The sequence below is a fragment of the Mesorhizobium sp. M0518 genome (genome assembly GCF_040321125.1).
Taxonomy (GTDB): domain Bacteria; phylum Pseudomonadota; class Alphaproteobacteria; order Rhizobiales; family Rhizobiaceae; genus Mesorhizobium.
Genome location: NZ_JAMYQY010000024.1, coordinates 32,919 through 51,707, shown reverse-complemented (window position 1 = coordinate 51,707; position 18,789 = coordinate 32,919). Strand labels below are relative to the sequence as shown.

The 18,789-nt window shown below is 58.7% G+C and carries 18 protein-coding genes, 2 pseudogenes and 1 riboswitch; of the genes and pseudogenes, 9 read left to right on the top strand and 11 right to left on the bottom strand.

From position 1 onward, the window contains the following. Positions 1-1,136 precede the first annotated feature (1,136 nt). From NKI66_RS27505 to NKI66_RS27490, 4 genes are all read left to right on the top strand, one after another. Positions 1,137-1,553 (top strand): hypothetical protein, encoded by a 417-nt coding sequence (locus tag NKI66_RS27505; protein WP_352753593.1) that lies wholly within the window; start codon positions 1,137-1,139, stop codon positions 1,551-1,553. Positions 1,554-1,616: 63 nt separating this feature from the next. After that, positions 1,617-2,090, top strand: coding sequence for a hypothetical protein (locus NKI66_RS27500; protein ID WP_352753591.1), 474 nt, complete (start codon positions 1,617-1,619; stop codon positions 2,088-2,090). Beyond that, on the top strand, positions 2,090-2,500 hold the full coding sequence (locus NKI66_RS27495; protein ID WP_352753589.1) for a helix-turn-helix domain-containing protein: 411 nt from the start codon (positions 2,090-2,092) through the stop codon (positions 2,498-2,500). Before NKI66_RS27500 ends, NKI66_RS27495 begins: the two co-directional genes overlap by 1 nt. 1 nt (position 2,501) lies before the next feature. Then, the gene (locus NKI66_RS27490; protein WP_352753587.1) at positions 2,502-3,032 is read left to right on the top strand and encodes a hypothetical protein; all 531 of its coding nucleotides are present in this window, start codon (positions 2,502-2,504) and stop codon (positions 3,030-3,032) included. Here the strand turns inward: NKI66_RS27490 and NKI66_RS27485 are convergent. Continuing rightward, a pseudogene (locus NKI66_RS27485) lies at positions 2,977-3,936 on the bottom strand (IS1595 family transposase). The gene NKI66_RS27490 and the pseudogene NKI66_RS27485 sit on opposite strands and share 56 nt — an antisense overlap. Before the next feature lie 34 nt (positions 3,937-3,970). On the opposite strand from NKI66_RS27485, the gene NKI66_RS27480 reads away from it, so the two are divergent. Next, positions 3,971-4,282: a DUF6471 domain-containing protein gene (locus NKI66_RS27480; RefSeq protein ID WP_352753585.1), complete on the top strand. Its 312-nt coding sequence runs from the start codon at positions 3,971-3,973 to the stop codon at positions 4,280-4,282. Here NKI66_RS27480 and NKI66_RS27475 read toward each other — a convergent pair. Next, positions 4,215-5,111 carry a hypothetical protein gene (locus tag NKI66_RS27475; protein ID WP_352753584.1) on the bottom strand — a complete coding sequence of 299 codons (897 nt, stop codon included), beginning with the start codon at positions 5,109-5,111 and terminating at the stop codon, positions 4,215-4,217. The two genes, NKI66_RS27480 and NKI66_RS27475, sit on opposite strands and share 68 nt — an antisense overlap. A gap of 104 nt (positions 5,112-5,215) precedes the next feature. Here NKI66_RS27475 and NKI66_RS27470 point away from each other — a divergent pair, with 104 nt between their 5' ends. Next, on the top strand, positions 5,216-5,389 hold the full coding sequence (locus tag NKI66_RS27470; protein ID WP_352753582.1) for a hypothetical protein: 174 nt from the start codon (positions 5,216-5,218) through the stop codon (positions 5,387-5,389). A 21-nt stretch (positions 5,390-5,410) separates the two neighbouring features. Here NKI66_RS27470 and NKI66_RS27465 read toward each other — a convergent pair whose 3' ends face one another. The 8 genes from NKI66_RS27465 to hemA form a co-directional block, all read right to left on the bottom strand. Continuing rightward, positions 5,411-6,172, bottom strand: a complete 762-nt coding sequence (locus tag NKI66_RS27465) for a hydroxymethylpyrimidine/phosphomethylpyrimidine kinase (protein WP_352753666.1) — start codon at positions 6,170-6,172, stop codon at positions 5,411-5,413. Next, entirely contained in the window at positions 6,163-6,768 is a 606-nt protein-coding gene (locus NKI66_RS27460) for a thiamine phosphate synthase (protein WP_023737082.1), read from the bottom strand. Before NKI66_RS27460 ends, NKI66_RS27465 begins: the two co-directional genes overlap by 10 nt. Next, on the bottom strand, positions 6,765-7,538 hold the full coding sequence (locus NKI66_RS27455; protein WP_352753580.1) for a thiazole synthase: 774 nt from the start codon (positions 7,536-7,538) through the stop codon (positions 6,765-6,767). The genes NKI66_RS27460 and NKI66_RS27455 overlap by 4 nt, the downstream gene beginning before the upstream one ends. Position 7,539: 1 nt before the next feature. Continuing rightward, the gene (thiS, locus tag NKI66_RS27450; RefSeq protein ID WP_023737080.1) at positions 7,540-7,737 is read right to left on the bottom strand and encodes a sulfur carrier protein ThiS; all 198 of its coding nucleotides are present in this window, start codon (positions 7,735-7,737) and stop codon (positions 7,540-7,542) included. Further along, positions 7,706-8,707 carry a glycine oxidase ThiO gene (gene thiO, locus NKI66_RS27445; RefSeq protein ID WP_352753578.1) on the bottom strand — a complete coding sequence of 334 codons (1,002 nt, stop codon included), beginning with the start codon at positions 8,705-8,707 and terminating at the stop codon, positions 7,706-7,708. The genes thiS and thiO overlap by 32 nt, the downstream gene beginning before the upstream one ends. Continuing rightward, positions 8,704-10,539 carry a phosphomethylpyrimidine synthase ThiC gene (gene thiC / locus NKI66_RS27440; protein ID WP_352753576.1) on the bottom strand — a complete coding sequence of 612 codons (1,836 nt, stop codon included), beginning with the start codon at positions 10,537-10,539 and terminating at the stop codon, positions 8,704-8,706. Before thiC ends, thiO begins: the two co-directional genes overlap by 4 nt. A 103-nt stretch (positions 10,540-10,642) precedes the next feature. Continuing rightward, a riboswitch (TPP riboswitch) is annotated at positions 10,643-10,759 on the bottom strand. A 224-nt stretch (positions 10,760-10,983) separates the two neighbouring features. Beyond that, positions 10,984-12,288: an ATP-grasp domain-containing protein gene (locus NKI66_RS27435; RefSeq protein WP_352753664.1), complete on the bottom strand. Its 1,305-nt coding sequence runs from the start codon at positions 12,286-12,288 to the stop codon at positions 10,984-10,986. Positions 12,289-12,825: 537 nt separating this feature from the next. Beyond that, positions 12,826-14,037 carry a 5-aminolevulinate synthase gene (hemA, locus tag NKI66_RS27430; protein ID WP_352753573.1) on the bottom strand — a complete coding sequence of 404 codons (1,212 nt, stop codon included), beginning with the start codon at positions 14,035-14,037 and terminating at the stop codon, positions 12,826-12,828. An 845-nt stretch (positions 14,038-14,882) separates the two neighbouring features. On the opposite strand from hemA, the gene NKI66_RS27425 reads away from it, so the two are divergent. Continuing rightward, entirely contained in the window at positions 14,883-15,551 is a 669-nt protein-coding gene (locus tag NKI66_RS27425; protein WP_352753571.1) for a GntR family transcriptional regulator, read from the top strand. 11 nt (positions 15,552-15,562) lie between these two features. On the opposite strand, the gene NKI66_RS27420 is transcribed toward NKI66_RS27425, so the two are convergent. Next, positions 15,563-16,315: an SDR family NAD(P)-dependent oxidoreductase gene (locus tag NKI66_RS27420; RefSeq protein ID WP_352753569.1), complete on the bottom strand. Its 753-nt coding sequence runs from the start codon at positions 16,313-16,315 to the stop codon at positions 15,563-15,565. Positions 16,316-16,680: 365 nt separating this feature from the next. On the opposite strand from NKI66_RS27420, the pseudogene NKI66_RS32700 reads away from it, so the two are divergent. Continuing rightward, positions 16,681-17,186, top strand: a pseudogene (locus NKI66_RS32700) (ISNCY family transposase); the annotation flags it as partial. Between the two features lie 475 nt (positions 17,187-17,661). Further along, the gene (gene torT, locus NKI66_RS27410; RefSeq protein ID WP_023707089.1) at positions 17,662-18,732 is read left to right on the top strand and encodes a TMAO reductase system periplasmic protein TorT; all 1,071 of its coding nucleotides are present in this window, start codon (positions 17,662-17,664) and stop codon (positions 18,730-18,732) included. Positions 18,733-18,789: the final 57 nt, after the last annotated feature.

Sequence of the window (18,789 nt, the reverse complement as noted above, 5' to 3'; positions counted from 1 at the left end):
AAACGAAGTCAACAGGTGCGAGGTTCGGCCTGCTGGGTGTGGCTGTGTTGGCCGTAGGCGCCTTCATCTGGACCGGCTTCGGCTAAGGCATCCAGCAGGGCACGTCCAACGTCGTTCGTACTGTCATCGACAAGAGCATGCAGCGCCTTGGGCTCGGGCAAGCCGCCAACGCTCTTACAGAGGGCGAGTGGTATCTCTCGGTGTACTAGGGTCCCGACTTTACGGATGTCACCCCCGTCGGCCTGGGGCACCCCCTTCAAGGTGACATTCACGTCGGCCCCGGATTTGTCTGGCACCTACGAGAACGTTGCAGGGAGCGGCTCGGTAAGTGGCTTTGAACGACCCGGTCAACTCGTAATGACCTACTCCGGAGCAGATGGGATGTCCCATGGAGTTGCCATTCTCCAAGACATTCAGACCCACCTTTCTTCCAACAACGTCGAGCATGATTACGCCACGCTTGCTATAAGGCGGACACCCAGCAGTGCGATGCCGCCAAATCGCAATATAATTCTGCAGGGCGATTTTGGCGAAAAACAGGGAACCCGACAAGGATCCTTCCCTCAAGGGTTACCTCGACGAACCATGTTGGGCTTTTCAGAACGATCTGAAGCTGAAGCTTAGCCCGACGGCACAGCTTTAGGCACGAAGGCGCTCACCAGGGTCGCAGCTCAAAGAGAACGGCGCCCTTCGCCGGGGGCCGTCCGTTCCGCATCCCGCCTGACGGCGGCGCGTTGCTGATGCTCCTACGGCCGCCCTGTTGAGCCGGTCTCAGGGCCACGGTCTTTCTCCTGCACCGATCTGACTTGGTCCCGCTGGCGGGCATTTCGGTGCTTCCGTTTTGTACGCTCTTCTTTCTTGGGCCGCTTCGCGGCACGGCTGCGCCGACATGGATGTGCCTAGCGGCACCTTTCCTATGTAGCGGGAAGAGAGGCGCGCGGCCCTCTCTCCCCACCCACTCAAACCGGCCTTTGCTTTGCTCCAGCACTGCGGGGCCAGATCCGGCGGCCCCTGCCGCGCTGAAATGCCTCGCTCCTGCGGCCTCACACTCGCCAGGAGGCACAAGTGCGGCCTTATGTAGCAAAAGCACCAACTTCCCACACGACCTAAAGGGTGGGTTCCCATAAAATCCGGGGATGCCCAGAGTTGCCCCTATCGTCCGCTCCACCCGATACGAACACGCCATCAATACGCTGGTGGCGAAGCGATCCGAGATATCCGGCGCGATCCGGTTCAAGGGCGCGAACCTGGCTCACCAGCTACAGCACATAGACGCGGTGCTGCTCATCCTTGGCTACAAGGGCGATCCGTCGCTTATCGTGCCGCTACGGCGCACCCCAAGCCGATTCCGCAAGGGTGAGCTTCACCGGCTGATCTTGAAGCACGAGGCGGAAGGGAGCGCGTCAAACCGAGAGACGGCGACGCGCATCGTAAGCGCCAAGGGATGGGACGCTGCGCTGGTAAAGCCACTCATGAATAATATCAAGACGGCGAAGGGGTGGCGGGCGAGGCGAGGCGCGGTTGCAAACGGGACCGCATTACAAAATAGTTAGGCTATTGCTGTTGCGCCCCCCCTTGATTCGTGTTTAGGCATAACTTAACTTTTGTAGAGAAATATGGATCGACGAAATCGCGATCGAGGCAAGAAGCGCGCGCAACCGGCAAGGCCGACAAAGCCGACCCACGCAGCCGTGCCTGAAACAAGCGGCGGGATTCGGGTCGCTTGCGGAGACTATGCCGATGTGTGGTTGTTCGGTGAAGCCCGAGAGGAATATGAAGCCCTGCTCGCGCGAAAAGATGAGAAAAGCATCGTCTCTGCCACGCAGCTTCCCCGCTACTTTGAAAGATACGCCTCAGATCAGCCGCTTGGCGACCAGATGTTTAAGCCGGTCGGGCGTTTCGGTCCGAAGGGGAACGAGGCGCAGGTTTATGAATTTAAGTCTTGGAAGTTCCGCATCTACGGCGTGGTCAAGCAGTTCCGTGGGAAGCGATGCTTTGTTGGAACGGCCTGCGATCCTTACAAAAAGCAGAACAAAGCCGACCAAACTAAACTGAAAAACGCGGCTGCGATAGCAGAGGAAATAGCTTAATGAAAAAAGAGAGCAAAACCGCAATGGATTTCATTGGCGTCGAAGAGAACGCGTTGATGGATTTCCAGTTTGCTCTGTTGGATGCGATGAAAGAGAAGGGCATTTCGCAAGTTGAACTTGCAGAGCGGCTCGGAGTAACTCGTGCGAGAGTTAGCCAGCTTCTTTCTTCGGAGGCAAATCCGACGATCAAACTAGTTGGACGCGCTCTTTCGATCCTCGACCTCAAGGCTGACTATTGTCCGGTCCGAAAGCCGGAAATGAAACGGCCTGTTATGGATGGGAAGTCGGATAGCGATCGTGGCTTTGCGATGATGGCGTGCCAAGTGCGTGAAGCTACCCGTGCGTGGGGCCGGAGTACTGGCCCTGCGAACGAAAACTATGCCGAATGTCTCGAATACGAAGCGGCTTAGTATGGCGAAAAAAGTTTCAGCCGTGGATGAAAAGATCGCGCGGAAGCGTGATCGCCTCGAAAAATATGGCGACGTAGTCGAGTTGGCGAATTTGAGCGCAGTTCAGATGACGAGCGTGAAATTTAGCGTCAAACCTGAATTTTTTGCGAATGACGACCACAGGAACCTTTCTTATACAATTGACAAAGGTACGATGGAATACCTGCGAGACCAGAAGGCCGGGATGGCCTTTCTGTCCTTGAAGGTTGAGGCAAAGAGCGGTCGGAAACGAACCCTCTACTGTGAAGCAGAATATCTGGTCACATATGACAATTTGATTGATTTGAATGAGGAGGCTGTGGTTGCATTCCTAGATCGGGTTGCGCCGTTCGCTTGCTATCCCTATTTCCGCAGCCTTTTTGCCAATCTCGATTGGGCTGCCACCACCGGTTTGCCGCCACTCCCCGTGCATAAGGAGCCTGCTAGACCCCGTGTTCCTAACTTCCTGTCCGCTGCCAATACCCGGCCCAAACGCGGCTCACAGGAAGGTTGAGCGCGCCACCTAGTATGGCGAAAGCGTTGCCGCCGTTTGAGCGGCGACGGTGATCTTCCAGCCATGCCGCATGAATGGCGTACTGGTAGAGGTAGCGGTGCGAGACGTGGTGGTGCTGGCCAGCGACCATGCGGCGAAGGCGGCTGAAATAGCTTTCCACCATGTTGGTATGCTTGCCGTGGCCGTCGCTGTAGCTTTCCGAGTGGTTGATGCGGGTCGAGGCGTAATCAGCCTCCAGCGCGTCCCAATGGCTGGCTTCGTCGGCAAACAGCTTGGTACCGGCAAGCATGCGAGCGCGGGCAATATCGACGCCTTCCGCTTCACGATGACGGATGAAAGTCAGGGTGCGGCCAGCGCGCTTGCGCAGGGCATGACAACTCGGCGGCGGTCTGACTGGTTCTCCTACATGCGACGGTCCTTGCGGTCCTCTACGCGGTTCTCAGGGCGCACAACGCCACCAAAGTATGCGCCGTCAATCTCGACCTCGCCTTTGAGGGTTTCGTTCTTGGTTTCGGCCGACAGGGCTTCGCGCAGCTTGTGAGCCAGAACGAAGGCGGTCTTGTATTGAACGTCCAGATCGCGGGAGAACCGGACCGCCGACATGCCCTTGGCGCCGTTCACGAACAGGCAGATCGCGGCGAGCAGATCGACAAACGCCAGCTTGCGCGAGGCGAAGATTGAGCCGGACGTAACGGAGAACTGCGCACCGCAGGCGGCGCACTTGAACTTGCGACGGGTCGGAATGTCGTAATGATCCAGGCACCCGCATTTCGGGCAAACAGGCACGCCTTGCGTTGAAGCCCAACGAAGCCGCTTGAACGTGTCGTAAACCTTTTCCTCGCCACCCTTGTAAATCTCTTTGATGGAGAGGGCTTTCGGCGGAAAGGAGGAAGTGTTGGGCCATTGCCATCATATCCGGTGATATTTGTTCACCGTATATGCGGGCTTGCACACCAAATCCAAGGGCCTATATCATCGGATGTGATGATATTTCTCGAGGCGAAGATATGGCACGCAAGGACGATCCGCAGACCGTCGAATACGAGACCAAGGCCAAGAACCTTTTGAAGTCAGAGTTGAAGCGGAAGGGCGTCACCTACGCCCAGCTCGCCGAAAGGCTGGCGGCTATGGACATTCACGAGACGGAGCGGAATCTCAATAACAAGATAAGTCGGGGCGGGTTTACCGCTGCGTTTTTCCTTCAATGCTTAGCAGCGATAGGAACGGCATCCCTTCAACTGGATGGATAGCATTTATTATAGGGCCCCATCGACTTTCGCGGGCTGGCCGCAGAAGTTTCCCAAATCGCACGTCCCGTTTGATCTTATTGTATTCGTCTACCAATTGATTGTGGCTCTCGCGGAAGTGCTCCCAAGCATTTCGTATCGCGTTCTCACCCCTTTGTTCAATCGCTATGTCGATGGTCGAGATCATTGTGACAAATTGCACATAGTTTTCGTGATTAGCTCCCTTTTCCAATTCATCTATATAATCGATCATAGATTCAAACGTGATGTCGGGTCCGGGGCTGGACGTTAATCCGTCAGACAAACCATTGTAGTTTTCGTAGAATTTACCCGTCTCGCTCCATTTAGCGAAGAGTCCATCAAAGGCGAGCTGCGCCATTGTTTCGTCACCGCATTTTACCTGTATGATCATTCGTTGGAGGTCTGCAATTCCATTGCAGGCAGGCAGGAGAGTGTCGAGGCAGAATGCCAAGATCTCATTGTAGGCCGGTTTATCGAGCGCATCAGCAAGTGGATCGGAAGAATAAGTTGGCTTCATCTCCGGCGAATTAGGCTCTGCAGCAACCGGGAGATTGCCAAGTGGATGAAAATAGCGCCAAGAAACTGCCGCCATCGATAATACAACGATCAAGGTTGCTGTAGTCGCGATGCCGAACAACGCGACTGCAGCCCATCCATGATCGGCTAGCATTTCCCATCGTGAGCCAATCCAACTCATGATGAATGACCCGCCGATAAGGCCAAATAGCCAACGAAAAACTGGCGTCCAGTAGCCAATTCGGTCGACGTTTTTGTCTGTAATGCCGAACAGTCGTTTGATGATTTTCCCCATGCCGTACACCTTGCCCGCAAAGACACCTGTTGTGGAGTCGCCATTTTAGCGTCCACCCTGCGGCTTGGTGCGTTTGCTACATAAGACCGCACAAGTGCATCCCCATGCCTGACTGGCAGTGCGCTTCGCCGCAGGTAGAGTTCGGTTACTTTCCCGGCCTGGCAGGGCAGCTTGTCTCGGCGCCGCTGAATTCCGATCTGCAAAGCGGCCTCATCCCGTCACGCCCTGTGAAAAAAGGGCAGGAGGGCTACGGCTTCCATTTCAGCGTCAGCCGCTGAACGCTTGAGCCGGCTCTACGGCTATTCGGCTGGGGTTTTCCGAAGCTTTTCTAACACAAAGAGCTTGCCCTGGCGCACGGCGTACTCGATTGATTGCGCCTTCGCCAGATGTGCCGCAATCGAGCTGGCCAGCATGCAGCCCGTCCCGCGCATCGATGCGGTAAGACGCGGCGTGTCAAAGCGGACTGGTTCGTGATCGGGGCGCAACAGAATATCGGTTGATTGCGGTCCCGTTGCATGGCCGCCCTTGATCAGCAGAGCCCGCGCGCCGGCCGCCAGCAATTCTTGGCCTTGCCACACTACGCCGTCCTCATCCACTGCCCGCTCCGAGCCAACAAGGAGTGCCAGCTCGAAGAGATTGGGGGTGACCAGACGGCAAAATGGCATCAGATCCCATTTCAGGGCGGCGATGGCGCCGGCTTCCAGGAGCGCCCGGCCTGACGTCGACGCCAGCACCGGGTCGAGCACTGCCGGGACCTGCGGATTTTCGCGCAGCACTCCGGCAACCGCAATGACGATCTCGACCGTGGCGAGCATCCCGATCTTGATGGCCGCCACTTTGTTGGCCTGCAACCCCGCACGCATCTGACCGGCCACCAGACCGGGTTGCATAGAGTGGATTTCCATGACCGCATGGTGCGTCTGCACCGTTAGCGCGGTGACAGCAAGGCAGGTGCGCACGCCAATGGAAGAGATCGTCTCGATATCCCGTGCTATTCCGGCTCCGCCGCTGGAGTCCGAACCGCCGACCACGAGCACATGCGGTTCCCGCCCTAGCGCCATGGCTTTGTCTTTTCGATCCATTGCCGCGTGCGCGCTTCGGGATCGGCATTCAACGTGATGTCGGTCACCACTGCCGCGCTGTCTGCGCCAACCTCGAAAACGCCGTCGAGCCGATCAGGGTTGAGGCCGCCAACGGCGACCAACGGGATCGGCGCGACCCGGCGCTTCCATTCGCCGATCCGTTCGAGCCCTTGCGGCGCCCACTTCATCTTCTTCAGGATGGTGGGATAGATGGGGCCGAGCGCGATATAGTCGGGCTCGGCAGCGATGGCCGTTTCCAGTTCGAGATGATCGTGCGTGGAAAGCCCGAGCTTCAATCCGGCGTACTTAATCGCCAGCAGGTCGGCCGCGGCCAAATCCTCTTGGCCGAGATGGACAAAGTCGCAGCCTTCCTCAATTGCGAGCCGCCAATAGTCGTTGACGATCAGTTGGCAACCATGGACCGCGCAGACGCCGTTCGCGCGGCGGATTTCCGTCCGCAGCGTGGCCTCGTCCCTATCCTTGATGCGCAGCTGCACCAGCTTGACGCCGAGCGGCACCAGCCGTTCGATGCAGGCAGCGCTGTCGACGATCAGGTAGAAGGGATCGAGCTTCATGAAAATACTGCCCTGCCGATGGTCGGTGTCGATGGCATGGCGACGTCGCGCGGTTCGAGCATTCCCGAGCTGAAAGCTTCACGACCGGCCTCGACCGCCTTGCCGAACGCGCGCGCCATGCCGACCGGATCGACCGCCTTGGCAACCGCGGTGTTCAGGAGAACGGCATCAAAGCCGAGTTCCATGACAGTCGCCGCGTGTGACGGCCGCCCAAGCCCTGCATCCACAATCAGAGGTACCTCAGGGAAATGTGCGCGCATCGAGCGCAGCGCCGGAATGTTGACCGGCCCGAGGGCGGAACCGATCGGTGCACACCAGGGCATCAAGACCTTGCAGCCCGCCTCCAGCAGCCGCTCGGCGACGACAAGGTCATCTGTGGTATAGGGGAATACAGCAAAACCGTCCTCGCACAGGATGCGGCCGGCTTCGACCAGACCGAAAACATCCGGCTGCAGCGTGTCATGGTTGCCGATCACTTCGAGCTTGATCCAGCTCGTGCCGAAGACTTCTCGCGCCATCTTCGCGGTCGTGACAGCTTCCTTGACGGAGTGGCAGCCAGCAGTGTTGGGCAGGATTTTGACGCCGAGCGATCGGATCAACGACCAGAATTTTTCGCCGGCCCTGCCGCCTGCCATCTCACGGCGCAACGAGACGGTCACCACCGCCGTGCCCGATGCCCTGACCGCATCGGCAAGGATGGCCGGCGAAGGATATTGAGCCGTGCCGAGAAGCAGTCGGGAGGGAAGCGTCGTTCCAAGAAGGTCGAACATGCTAGCCTCCCTGCATGGGCGAGAGGATTTCGATCCGGTCGCCGTCGTTCAATTGGAATTCCGCCCGGTTGGCTTTGTGCACGAGGTCGTTGTTGACGGCCGTCGCCAGCCAATCGCCCTCGTAGTCAAGCGCGGCAAGCAGCCCGGCCAGCGTGGTGGCGGCAACCTCATGCGCTTCGCCGTTGACCATCAGTTTCATGAGCAAGCTCCTTGGTTCTGTCTTGACTGAAAACCAGGTCGGCAGCCTGGCGCGCCATGGCGGGAGCCAGGAGAAAACCGTGACGATAGAGCCCGTTGATCGCGATGATTTCACCGTTCGTTTCGACGCGCGGCAAATTGTCGGGAAAGGCTGGGCGGACGCCGACACCGGTTTCAACGATCTCGGACTCGCCAAAGGCCGGGTGGAGGGCATAGGCGGTACCCAGAAGCTCCATCATGGAGCGCGCCGTGATTGGTCCGGCGGACTGGCTTTCAATCATCGTCGCACCAACCATGAAACGGTGATCGGTGCGCGGCACGGCATAAAGCGGAAAGCGCGGATGCAGCAAACGGACCGGCCGCGACAGCGAGACATCAGGCGTACGAAGAATCAGCATTTCGCCGCGAACGCCACGCAACCTGTCATAGGCCGCTGCCATTCCCATGCAGTCTATCTGACGGGCGAAACCCGAAACAGGCCGGGCGTCGGCGCCGAAGCGGAACTCGACCCCCGTGGCCGCGAGCTTGTCATGAAGTGCCGCCATCGCCTGGCGTGGGTCGAGGTGAGCCTCGTCGGGGAAGAGCAATCCACGCCGGAAGCGGCCGGCGAGGTCGGGTTCCAGGAGCGCAATTTCATCTTCCTCGACACGCCGATAGCCCGTCGTGCGGCTGGCGAACCGGTCGAGCTCGCCCGCATCGCGCGGCGCGGCCAAGACCAGCGTTCCCCGTCGTGCTACCAAGCCTGGCGTTGCGGCGTCCCACCAGTCGGCGGCGTCGCTTCCGAGATCCAGCACCGGCTGCTCGGCGCTTTCACGCTCGCACCACGGCGCCAACATGCCACCGGCGAACCACGACGCATTGCCCCCAAGGGCAGGCCTTGTCTCGGCAACGGTAACCGCCGCGCCGCGTGCGGCGAACTCGAAGGCGGCGGTGAGGCCAGCAACGCCCGCTCCTTTGACCAAGACCTTCATGATGGCTCACGTGGCTGAGGTATGAGCGGTGCGCCGGTCTCGTCCGCCGGCAGGTAGAGATCACCGCCCTCGCGGTATTTCGCCGCCATCGCCGCCATGCCCTCTTTCTGCGCCTCGGCACGGATGTCGTGAGAGATACGCATCGAGCAGAATTTCGGTCCGCACATCGAGCAGAAATGCGCCACCTTGTGCGCTTCCTTGGGCAAAGTCTGGTCGTGGAAGGACCGCGCCGTTTCCGGATCGAGCGACAGGTTGAACTGGTCCTCCCAGCGGAACTCGAAGCGCGCGCGGGAAAGCGCATCATCCCTGACTTTCGCTGCCGGATGGCCCTTCGCCAGGTCGGCGGCGTGGGCGGCGATCTTGTAGGTGATCACGCCGATCTTGACGTCGTTGCGATCGGGAAGGCCGAGATGCTCCTTGGGCGTGACGTAGCAGAGCATGGCGGTGCCGAACCAGCCGATCATCGCGGCGCCAATGCCTGAGGTGATGTGGTCATAGCCCGGCGCGATGTCGGTCGTCAGCGGTCCAAGCGTATAGAACGGCGCCTCGCCGCAGACGGCGAGTTGCTTGTCCATGTTCGCCTTGATTTTGTGCATCGGCACGTGGCCAGGCCCCTCGATCATCACCTGGCAATCCTTCGCCCAGGCGATCTGCGTCAGCTCGCCGAGCGTTTCCAACTCGGCGAACTGCGCCGCGTCGTTGGCATCGGCGATCGAGCCCGGACGAAGGCCGTCGCCGAGCGAGAAGGAGACGTCGTAGGCTCTGGCGATGTCGCAGATCTCCGCGAAGTGCTCGTAGAGGAAGCTTTCCCGGTGATGGTGCAGGCACCATTTGGCCATGATCGAGCCGCCGCGCGAGACGATACCCGTCACCCGGTCGACGGTCAGCGGGATGTAATGCAGCCGCACGCCGGCGTGGATGGTGAAATAGTCGACGCCTTGCTCGGCCTGTTCGATCAGCGTGTCGCGGTAGACCTCCCAGGTCAGATCCTCGGCAATGCCGCCGACCTTTTCGAGCGCTTGGTAGAGCGGCACCGTGCCGATCGGCACCGGCGCGTTGCGCACGATCCAGTCGCGGATGTTGTGGATGTTGCGGCCGGTCGACAGGTCCATCACCGTATCGGCGCCCCAGCGGATCGCCCACACCATCTTTTCGACCTCTTCCGCCATCGACGATGTGACGGCGGAGTTGCCGATATTGGCGTTGATCTTGACCAGGAAATTGCGGCCGATGATCATTGGCTCGCTCTCGGGATGGTTGATGTTGGCGGGGATGATCGCCCGTCCGCGCGCCACCTCGTCACGCACGAATTCGGGCGTGACGAAATCGGGCAGCATCGCGCCGAAAGCCTCGCCGTCGCGCTCAAGCTTGCCGTGCAGGATCTCGCGACCAAGGTTCTCGCGGATGGCGACGAACTCCATTTCGGGTGTGATGATGCCGGCGCGTGCATAGGCAAGCTGCGTCACCGCCTTGCCTGCTTTGGCCCTGAGCGGTCGGTGGCGGATGGGAAATTCTGGCGTCAGGCGTTCGCCCGTCGCGAATCCGTTGTCCTCCGGCCGGACGTGGCGGCCGTCACAGTCCTCGACATCGCCGCGCGCCAAGATCCATTCGTGGCGAAGCCGGGCCAGGCCTTTTTGGATGCTGGTTTCGACAGCCGGATCGGTATAGGAGCCCGACGGGTCGTAGACGGTGACGGGCGGTTCGCCGGCTGTCGGATGGACGGAGATTTCGCGCATCGGCACCCTGATCTGCGGGTGGATGGCACCGGGCTTGTGGATCTTACGCGAAGCAGGCAGCGGTCCCGTCGACACGGCGGGGGTGAGGGCATTCATCTTGAGGCTCCTTTGCTCATGCATTGGAGACCCAGTTCTGTGCCGGAAGGATGAAAAGACGCTTCTGTCTACCTGCCGAAACAGGACCTCGGGCGTGAACTCCCGCAGAGCGCTTGCACCGTCCCTACGCCAGTATGAACTGGATCAGGTTCAACGGGTCACTGCGCCGCGGAAGCCAGCAGTATCTCAGCCCCTTGCCGGGACTCCCCTGGTGAATGCCTCAAGTTGAACGGGCCGGGGTTGTCTTGTCAAGCGCGTGTTCGTCCTGCGGCGGCGGTGGGCGGCAATCAAATTGGGCCCAAATTGGGCCGACGGCCTCGCCACGGGTCGCGGAGAAGTTCCGCGGGAGATAAGGGCAGGTGTGGCCAAAGCTGCATTTGCCTCGTCAAACTTGATGTGACATTGACATAGACGGAACTGCTGCGTTTCAAGGATCTTAAGCCGTCAATGCCTGATCGGAACAGAACTGGTGGGCCGCCCGAACGCCCCACAAACATCGTGCTCTCGATCACCTCCTATTGTCGCCGGAAAAGGGGTGATCGACCAATCGATCAAGGCGACCGCTCGCTGAAGGGCGCCCTCGGTTTCAGCACGGCTGGGTGAAGTGGCAATGACATGTCCAATCCAGTCTCGGAAATCCCCCTTCCTGACGATCGGTGTCTTGGGTTCAACATTCAATTTGACCTCGGCCACACCTGATATAGCAGCTGCCTGAGTGTCGCCACCAATCCAGTCCAGGGTGCCATCTTGATCAGGAAGCAGGAATCGCGCGGCCGCAGTATGCGAATGCTTTTTGCGCAGATCCCATTCCTCGCCAATGACAAGCTTGATGTGCTCGGTGACGAGGTCGACACCGTAAGCTAACTGGACCAGTTGAGGGTCGGGCGCGCCACTAAGACGCGGATTGACTTCAATGACAACTGGACCGCGTTTCGTGCACCGGAGTTCAATGTTAGTTGGCCCCCAGCCAAGGCCGAGAGCCCGCAAACAGCTCAGCGAAACATCGGCGATGCGCTCACGCTCCTGATCGGCTAGCAGGGCCGGATACGTCACCTCACGTATGACGAAATGGGGGAGGGGACCAAAGTCATTGGCGCAAATCGCAACGACCTCATTCCCCATAACATTAATGCTATAGAACGGGCCCTGTGCGAATTCTTCGACGAGTATTTTCGGTGTAGACCGCCAAATGTGCTTTCCGCCCAATAGATAGGTCGTATGTTCGGCTACGTCTTCGAGGCTGCGGCACAATCGGACACCCATGCTGCCGCTGCCTACTGCCGGCTTAAGAATCACGGGCGGGCCGATCTCTGCAGCCGAGCTTTCTACCTCCGCCGCATTTGTTGCCAACCGATAAGCCGGTATTGGAACGCCGGCCTGCGCGAGGAGTTGGCGTTGCTTGAATTTGTCGCAGCTTCGTTCAATCGATTCAGGGTTCGGTCCCGGTAGATCGAAATGCCGGCAAAGCTTGCCAACTGTCGCATAGATCGATTCATGGTCCCCGGCAAAGCCAGTAATGCCAGCAATGTCGTGGGTAGCACGCAGCCGCGAACTTTCGCGGACCAACGCTTCGAGATTGCCAGTGTCGACACGGATTGCCTCAACGTTTTCCGCCGAAAGATAGTCGTACCGAGGTGGATCAGCCGTCAGAGTAATTGGATGAAGACCAAGACACTGAGCCGCTTGGACGTATAGCTGACCAGTACCCCTATGGCCTTCGACCAATATGAGCGCTCTTCTTCTTACCATTGCTGTTAATCCCGATGTTGCGTGCTGGCGGCGGTCCGAGGGTACCGGCGTCACTTTTGTAGCCGTGCCGGACCTCAGACTCGCGGTGCCGTACCATTGTCAACGACTGACGGTTGTAAAAATCTTGCAAATTGATTTGAAGGATCTGTTGCAGCGTTTTTGATTAGGGCGGCGTCGGAGGCTTGCTCCGTTCAAACCAGGTTAGCTGGGGTTGGTGTGTGATCCCGTGGGCCAAGCCACATCAAACTCGCAGCACAAGAACATGCGCTCTGGTCATACCGGCTCATCGTGAGCCCTGAATCTGGAACCGGCCCGATGTGTAAGCAGCGAGTCGTCAAACGGCCCCATTCAATCATGGAGTCACATCATTTAAGATCGCGAAAGCTGTCATTGCGGGTTACGGAACTGCTTTCCGATGACATTCGAAGATGCGATCGGGCGTCAGAACCGGATCGCTGACCGCCGCTTCCACCTCGGCGAGCCCGGCTAATATAATCAGGTCTGAGGCTGCGCGCCCTTTCGTTCCCAGCATTTACATTAGGCAGCCTTGCCAAGATTGTCCCGCAGCAGAACCTGCCTGAGCGCATCGACGAACGTCCGAATATCTGTCGTACTATGGGCAGGCGTAACCGTCACCCTGAACCGCTCGGTTCCCACCGGAACACTCGGCGCCAGAATTGGCTGAACGTATATTCCATGCTGATCCAGAAGCTGGCGGGACGCTTCCTTGCAACGGAATGGATCACCAATAAGCACAGGAATGATGTGGCTTCGGGTCGGCATGACCGGGATGCCCGCCTCTTTCAGCAATCCGATTAAAAGTTTCGTTTTCCGGTGCAGATCAATTCGTTCTGAATCTGAATCGCGAAGATGGCGCAGCGCTGCCAGCGCACCAGCCGCCAGCGCTGGCGCAAGCGCCGTGGTGAAAATGAAACCGATCGAGAAGCTTCGTATGCTGTCAACAATGGAGGCAGGTCCGGTCACATAACCCCCCATCGAGCCGAACGCCTTACCTAGCGTCCCTTCGATGATGGTTGGACGATCCATGATGCCAAGTTCCGCGGCAATGCCGGCGCCTTTCGGACCGTACATTCCCGATGCGTGAACTTCATCCAGAAACGTCATTGCGCCAAATTCGTCCGCCATGTCACAGATATCTTTGATCGGTGAAATGTCACCGTCCATTGAATATACCGATTCAAAAACAATGATCTTGGGTCTTGCAGGATTTACACTGCGCAGAAGCTCCCGCAAATGCGCAACGTCGTTATGCCGGAAGACGCGCTTTTCGGCCCGGCTGTTGCGGCATCCACTAATAATTGAAGCGTGGTTGTGCGCGTCAGAAAAAATAATTGTGTCCGGCATCAAAGATGCCAATGTACTCAATGATGAATCGTTTGAGCTGAAGCCGGAAACAAAAATCAATCCTGCTTCCTTATTGTGGAGACCTGCAAGCTCCCGCTCGAGCAACACGTGATAATGGTTGGTGCCACCAATGTTGCGGGATCCTCCCGATCCTGCGCCGTTGGCATCGATGGCGCGCTTCATTGCCGATAGCACTTTGGGGTGCTGCCCCATACCGAGATAATCATTAGTGCACCAAATGGTTATCTCTTTTCGCCCGTCGGGCCTATTGAGCCAGGCCTTTGGGAAGTTGCCAGACTGACGCTCCAGATCGGCAAATTCACGATACCCGCCACGGCCTTTGAGTTGCTCGATTCTTCCGGCGAAATACTTCACATAATCCAAATCAATCTCCTGTTGGGAAGCCGTTTTTCGGCGCGCTCAGTGCTGCTTCACAGCGCACCTGCGCCGGCCCATCGCGTCGCATCCCTCGACAAGCACCAGCAAGATTGGATTTCGACTACGCGCTTGATCTTGCGGGGGTTTCGGCCGCTCCAGCTAATTCGGGTAACGCGCCCCAAAGTGCAAGTGAAGAGAATGTTAAATCTATTTGTTACTGAAATGTCTGAAATTGCATGAGTGCCGCAAGCGATTTCATAATTCTGGCCAGTCGTCGTTCGATTCCTGTCGCGGCCTCGTCAGAGCTGCGCTCGGCGGGCTTTCGGGCCCGAGAGCCGCAATGCGCGAGGGCCGCGTCTTGTCGCGCAACAGCCCTTGAAGCCCTTCGGCGGCGAAACGCACTGCAAACGCCATACGCAGCTTTTGGACGTGCTGGCCTGCCGGATCATCTTGACGGTGCCGACGTCATCGTCGGTCCAGCCGGTTCGGAGTCGCCTCAGAATCGGAAAGTTCTGCCCATCAGACTGGACATGTAAGCTTCCCGGCTCCTTCAGATGTCATCATCTCTCGCACACCAACTCATGCCACGCAGATGAGATCGCGCCTTTTTCTGTCGTCACATTCCATTGTCAGAATCGGAAAAGAAGGGTCTCCTTGTTTTTATATGAAACAAAATTTCACAAATAATTATGAAAACGGACATGTTTGCTGCAGACAATTAACGTGCACGTACTTGTCTGCCGCTGAATAACGAAATATAGGCAGCGATTATAACTTATAAACGTAGTGAAACGCGTAAATCGACATTTCCGTAGAGCTGCAGCACAGACGAGGGGAGTCCCATGGGCCCTATGAAGATGCAGCCCGAGGAGATGGGCAGCCTGTCCGCGCGGATTTACAGCAAGGTGCGGGATGGCTTGATCATCGGCAATTTCGCGCCGGGCGATCGTCTCCTTATGCAGGATCTTGCCGAGCAGCTCGGAACCAGCATTACGCCGGTGCGCGAAGCCTGTCTGCGGCTCGTCAGCGAGCAGGCGCTCGAGTTGCGCTCCGGCAGGTTCGCCGCGGTGCCAGACCTCAGCCGCGCCCGCTACATTCAGATCAAGCTGATCCGCGTGGCACTTGAAGGGCTTGCGGCAGAACACGCTGCCGACCATTTTGCCCCCGCCGATCTCGAACAGCTTGAGACCTTCCGCGCCTCATTTGTAGAGAGCCATAAGGCCGGTAATATCAAGGAAGCGCGATCCTCCAATCGCGCTTTCCACTTCGGCGTCTACCGCCTGTCGCGTATGCCGATGCTGATCGGACAGATCGAAAGCATGTGGGCCTCGATGGGTCCAATCCTTAACGTTTACGATCGGGAAATTCCGCGCGGGTACACCGGCGCGGAAGAACATGACCATCTCATCGAGGCCTTGAGGGCTGGCGACAGGAAGAGGGCCCGCGAGGCGATCGAGAGCGACATCCAGCGAGGCTCACATGGTTTTCTGCGCTATTTCGACGAGCGCGGCTCCGGCTGAGCTGAATTGCCCTAAGCACCATCGATCTGCGCGACGCGGGGTGTGCGCAGGCCGGCTGTTTCCCCGCCGTCTACAGTCACCACCGTGCCGTTGACATAGCTCGATTGATTCGAAAGTAACCAAGCGACCACATCAGCGATCTCTTCAGGGGCACCGAAGCGGTTGGCAGGGATCCGCAGTTCGAGCTGCTTCTTGCGCAGTGCATCGCTTATGATGTTGCCCATCATGCGTGTTTCGATCTGGCCGGGGCAAACAGCGTTGAAGCGGATCTCCTCGCCGAACTCCAGCGCGAGTGCCTGCGTCAGCCCGATGACCGCGGCCTTTGAGGCGCAGTAGGCAGCGAGCCCTTCTTCGCCCGTCTTTCCGGCGATGCTGGCCATGTTGACGACTGAACCCCTCCCGAGCCGCAAGCCGTCCAGCGCATGACGGATGAAGAAAAAGACGCTGCGTGCATTAACCGCAAGGACCTCATCCCAATCGTCCTGGGTGGCGGTGGCGAAGGCAATGCGCTTCGACATGCCGGCATTGTTCACGAGCCCGGCGAGCCGGCTGTTGCCAAGTTCAAGCGCACGGTCGACGACACGGCGGCAATCGTCTTCACGGATGATGTCACCGGCAACGAACGTGACACCGTGATTGGCGCGTTCGAGCGCCGCGCCCGCTTCTGCATCTCGGCCGGTCGCCACCACTCTGGAACCGGCAGACGCAAGTTTCTCCACGCAGGCCCGCCCAATCCCGTGCGTGGCGCCTGTTACGATGATCATTCCAATTCACTCCATTACGTATTTGGCAACCGCACAGTTTGGGGGGCTCGCTTTTGGGCCAATCCCCGCCCCATCAAATCATGACGAACAACGTTGTCGTCACCTAGGATCAGTGGATCAAGTTGTGACGCAGGTTAAAGCCGGTGGACTGGCCCAAGCGCCGGGCCGTCGGCCCAACGGCTAGATTGGCGATACTGCGCATGTGGCCATGTCTTTCCTCGCGTGATGGGGTTTCCCTAGAAGCGGAGCGATATGCGGGTGTGACGACCGATAAGGCGGACCGGCTATTCCAATAGGGACATCCATACTGTCGCATGACCGACTCGTCATCCCCGCAAGGCCAGTAATGCCAGAAGTGCTGCACAATACGCCAAGAACGCACACCGACCAATCAGTGTTTCGACTGTTCGCCGCACACGGGATCGGCCTCTCAGCTGGCAAAACCATGTCGCAATGGCTGGACGTGCATCGCGATTTGCGAGCCTGGTGACGCGGGACTTGCGCCGGCACGCTATCAAGGGAACCGGCCGCGACGGCTTGCCGGCGGAGGCTGTGCTGCCCTGCCCCTGCTCAAGCAGCACCACCCACTAAGCATCGGGAACCCGCGTTCCATTTAGAAGCCTCCACGTTGCGGGCCTTTGCCCGGCTGCCGGGAGAATGATGTCGCAAGACAACACCCGCAATCCGGGCGCCGACCTCTAGGAAGAACTCAGGCTGGCAAGCGCCAGACGAGAGAAGTTGGAAAGCCGCACGGTCGTGCGCGGGGAACCGTCATTTCAACAATCATCCGACCGCAGCGTGTTATGGCACGCTGCCGTGCGGTTCAGCGCGGCTGTTGCAGCACGCGAATGCACTGGGCACATCTCCTCCCTAAAGACCCTAGACGATTTGGTCGCTAGCGAAGTGCGGCTGCTGACCAATGGCTCTGTATTCGAAGGCCACGCTGATGGCTTTGACTTATTCGCCGGCGCTTGATGTCAGGCAACTCGATCGACAAGCCGCATACCGGTCGGTCGCGAGGAAGCCCACATCGCCGAGGCCAGTTGCATGGCTGCTGTCTCCGACCTCGTCTTTCGTCAAATGGATTGTGATCCCGGTCGAGGCAGCGAAACCGCGATTGAAGACACCTTCCCGGCTGAGCACCGGCTAATGAAAACCCTATTGACTTATAACTTATAAGTAGTACGGTAGCACTGTGAAAATGAACAACGGCGCGGATGGCCCTGAAGGCGGACTCGCCTAGACGGTACTACGATCCGCCAGCAAGCCTCTGCTCCCAAGGCAGACCGCGGAGCCGGCGAAATCGCCGGCTCCGGACCCGGGAACACACGAAAATGGGGAATCACATGACCAAGAATCACGCTTTCCGATCCATCCTCGCGGCGGCTTTCGTCACCGGCGTGGCCGTCCTGCCCAACGCCGCCCAGGCCAAGGATTGGTGGCCCTTCAAGATCAACTCGGCCAAGGGCGGCGATCTGAAAAAAGTCGAGGCACTCGACTATGTGCCGCTGGAAAAGGCCGAGAAGCCTTGGAACCTGTGCGTCTTGTTTCCGCACCTCAAGGACAGCTACTGGGTCTCGGTCGACTACGGTATCGTTGAGGAAGCAAAGCGCCTGGGTGTCAAAGTGACGGTCCTGCAGGCTGGCGGCTATGACGCGCTGCCCAAGCAGCTGTCGCAATATGACGATTGCGTCGCATCCGGTGCCCAGGGCATCCTCGTCGCCGCCATCTCGGAAGCCGGCCTGGCGGCCAAGCTGAAGGAGGGCGACGCCAAGGGTCTTGTCCAGATCGCCGTCGCCAATCCCATCCTGGAAACTCCGATCACCGCGCGCATCACGCCCGATACCTACCAGAAGGGTTTTCAGGAGGGTGAGTACCTCAAGAAGTATCTCGGCGACAAAAAGACGACCGCAATCGGCCTGCCGGGTCCGCAGGGATCGGGTTGGGCGGAGAGCTATATGGCGGGCTTTCGCGACAGCATCAAAACCGGCAACATCAAGCTCGCGGCCGAGCTCTATGGTGAGCCCGGCGTTCCGCAAAGCCTGCGCCTCGTCGAGGACGCCCTGCAGACCTATCCGGATCTCAATGTCATCTGGGGCGGGGCTGCTGCGGCGGAAGCGGCCGTCAGCGCCGTCGCCGACGCTGGCCGCGACGATGTCGTGATCATGTCGTCTTACGAGAACCAGACGATGCTGAAGCTGGTCAAGGAAGGCAAGGTGCTTGGCTTTGCCGCCGAGTATCCGGTGATGATGGGCCGCATCAGCGTCGACCTCGCGGTGCGCGCCTTGGAAAAGAAGGACTATGAGAAGGTTCTGCTGGTCGCGCCGGGTATCGTGACCAAGGACAACGTCGACAAAATCGACCCGACGCAGATTTTCGCGCCCGATGGGTGGAAGCCTGAATTTTCGGTACAATAGTCGCATCTTCGATGGGCGGTAGACCTCGGCCTTGGCCTGCCGCCCGTTTTGCTTCGA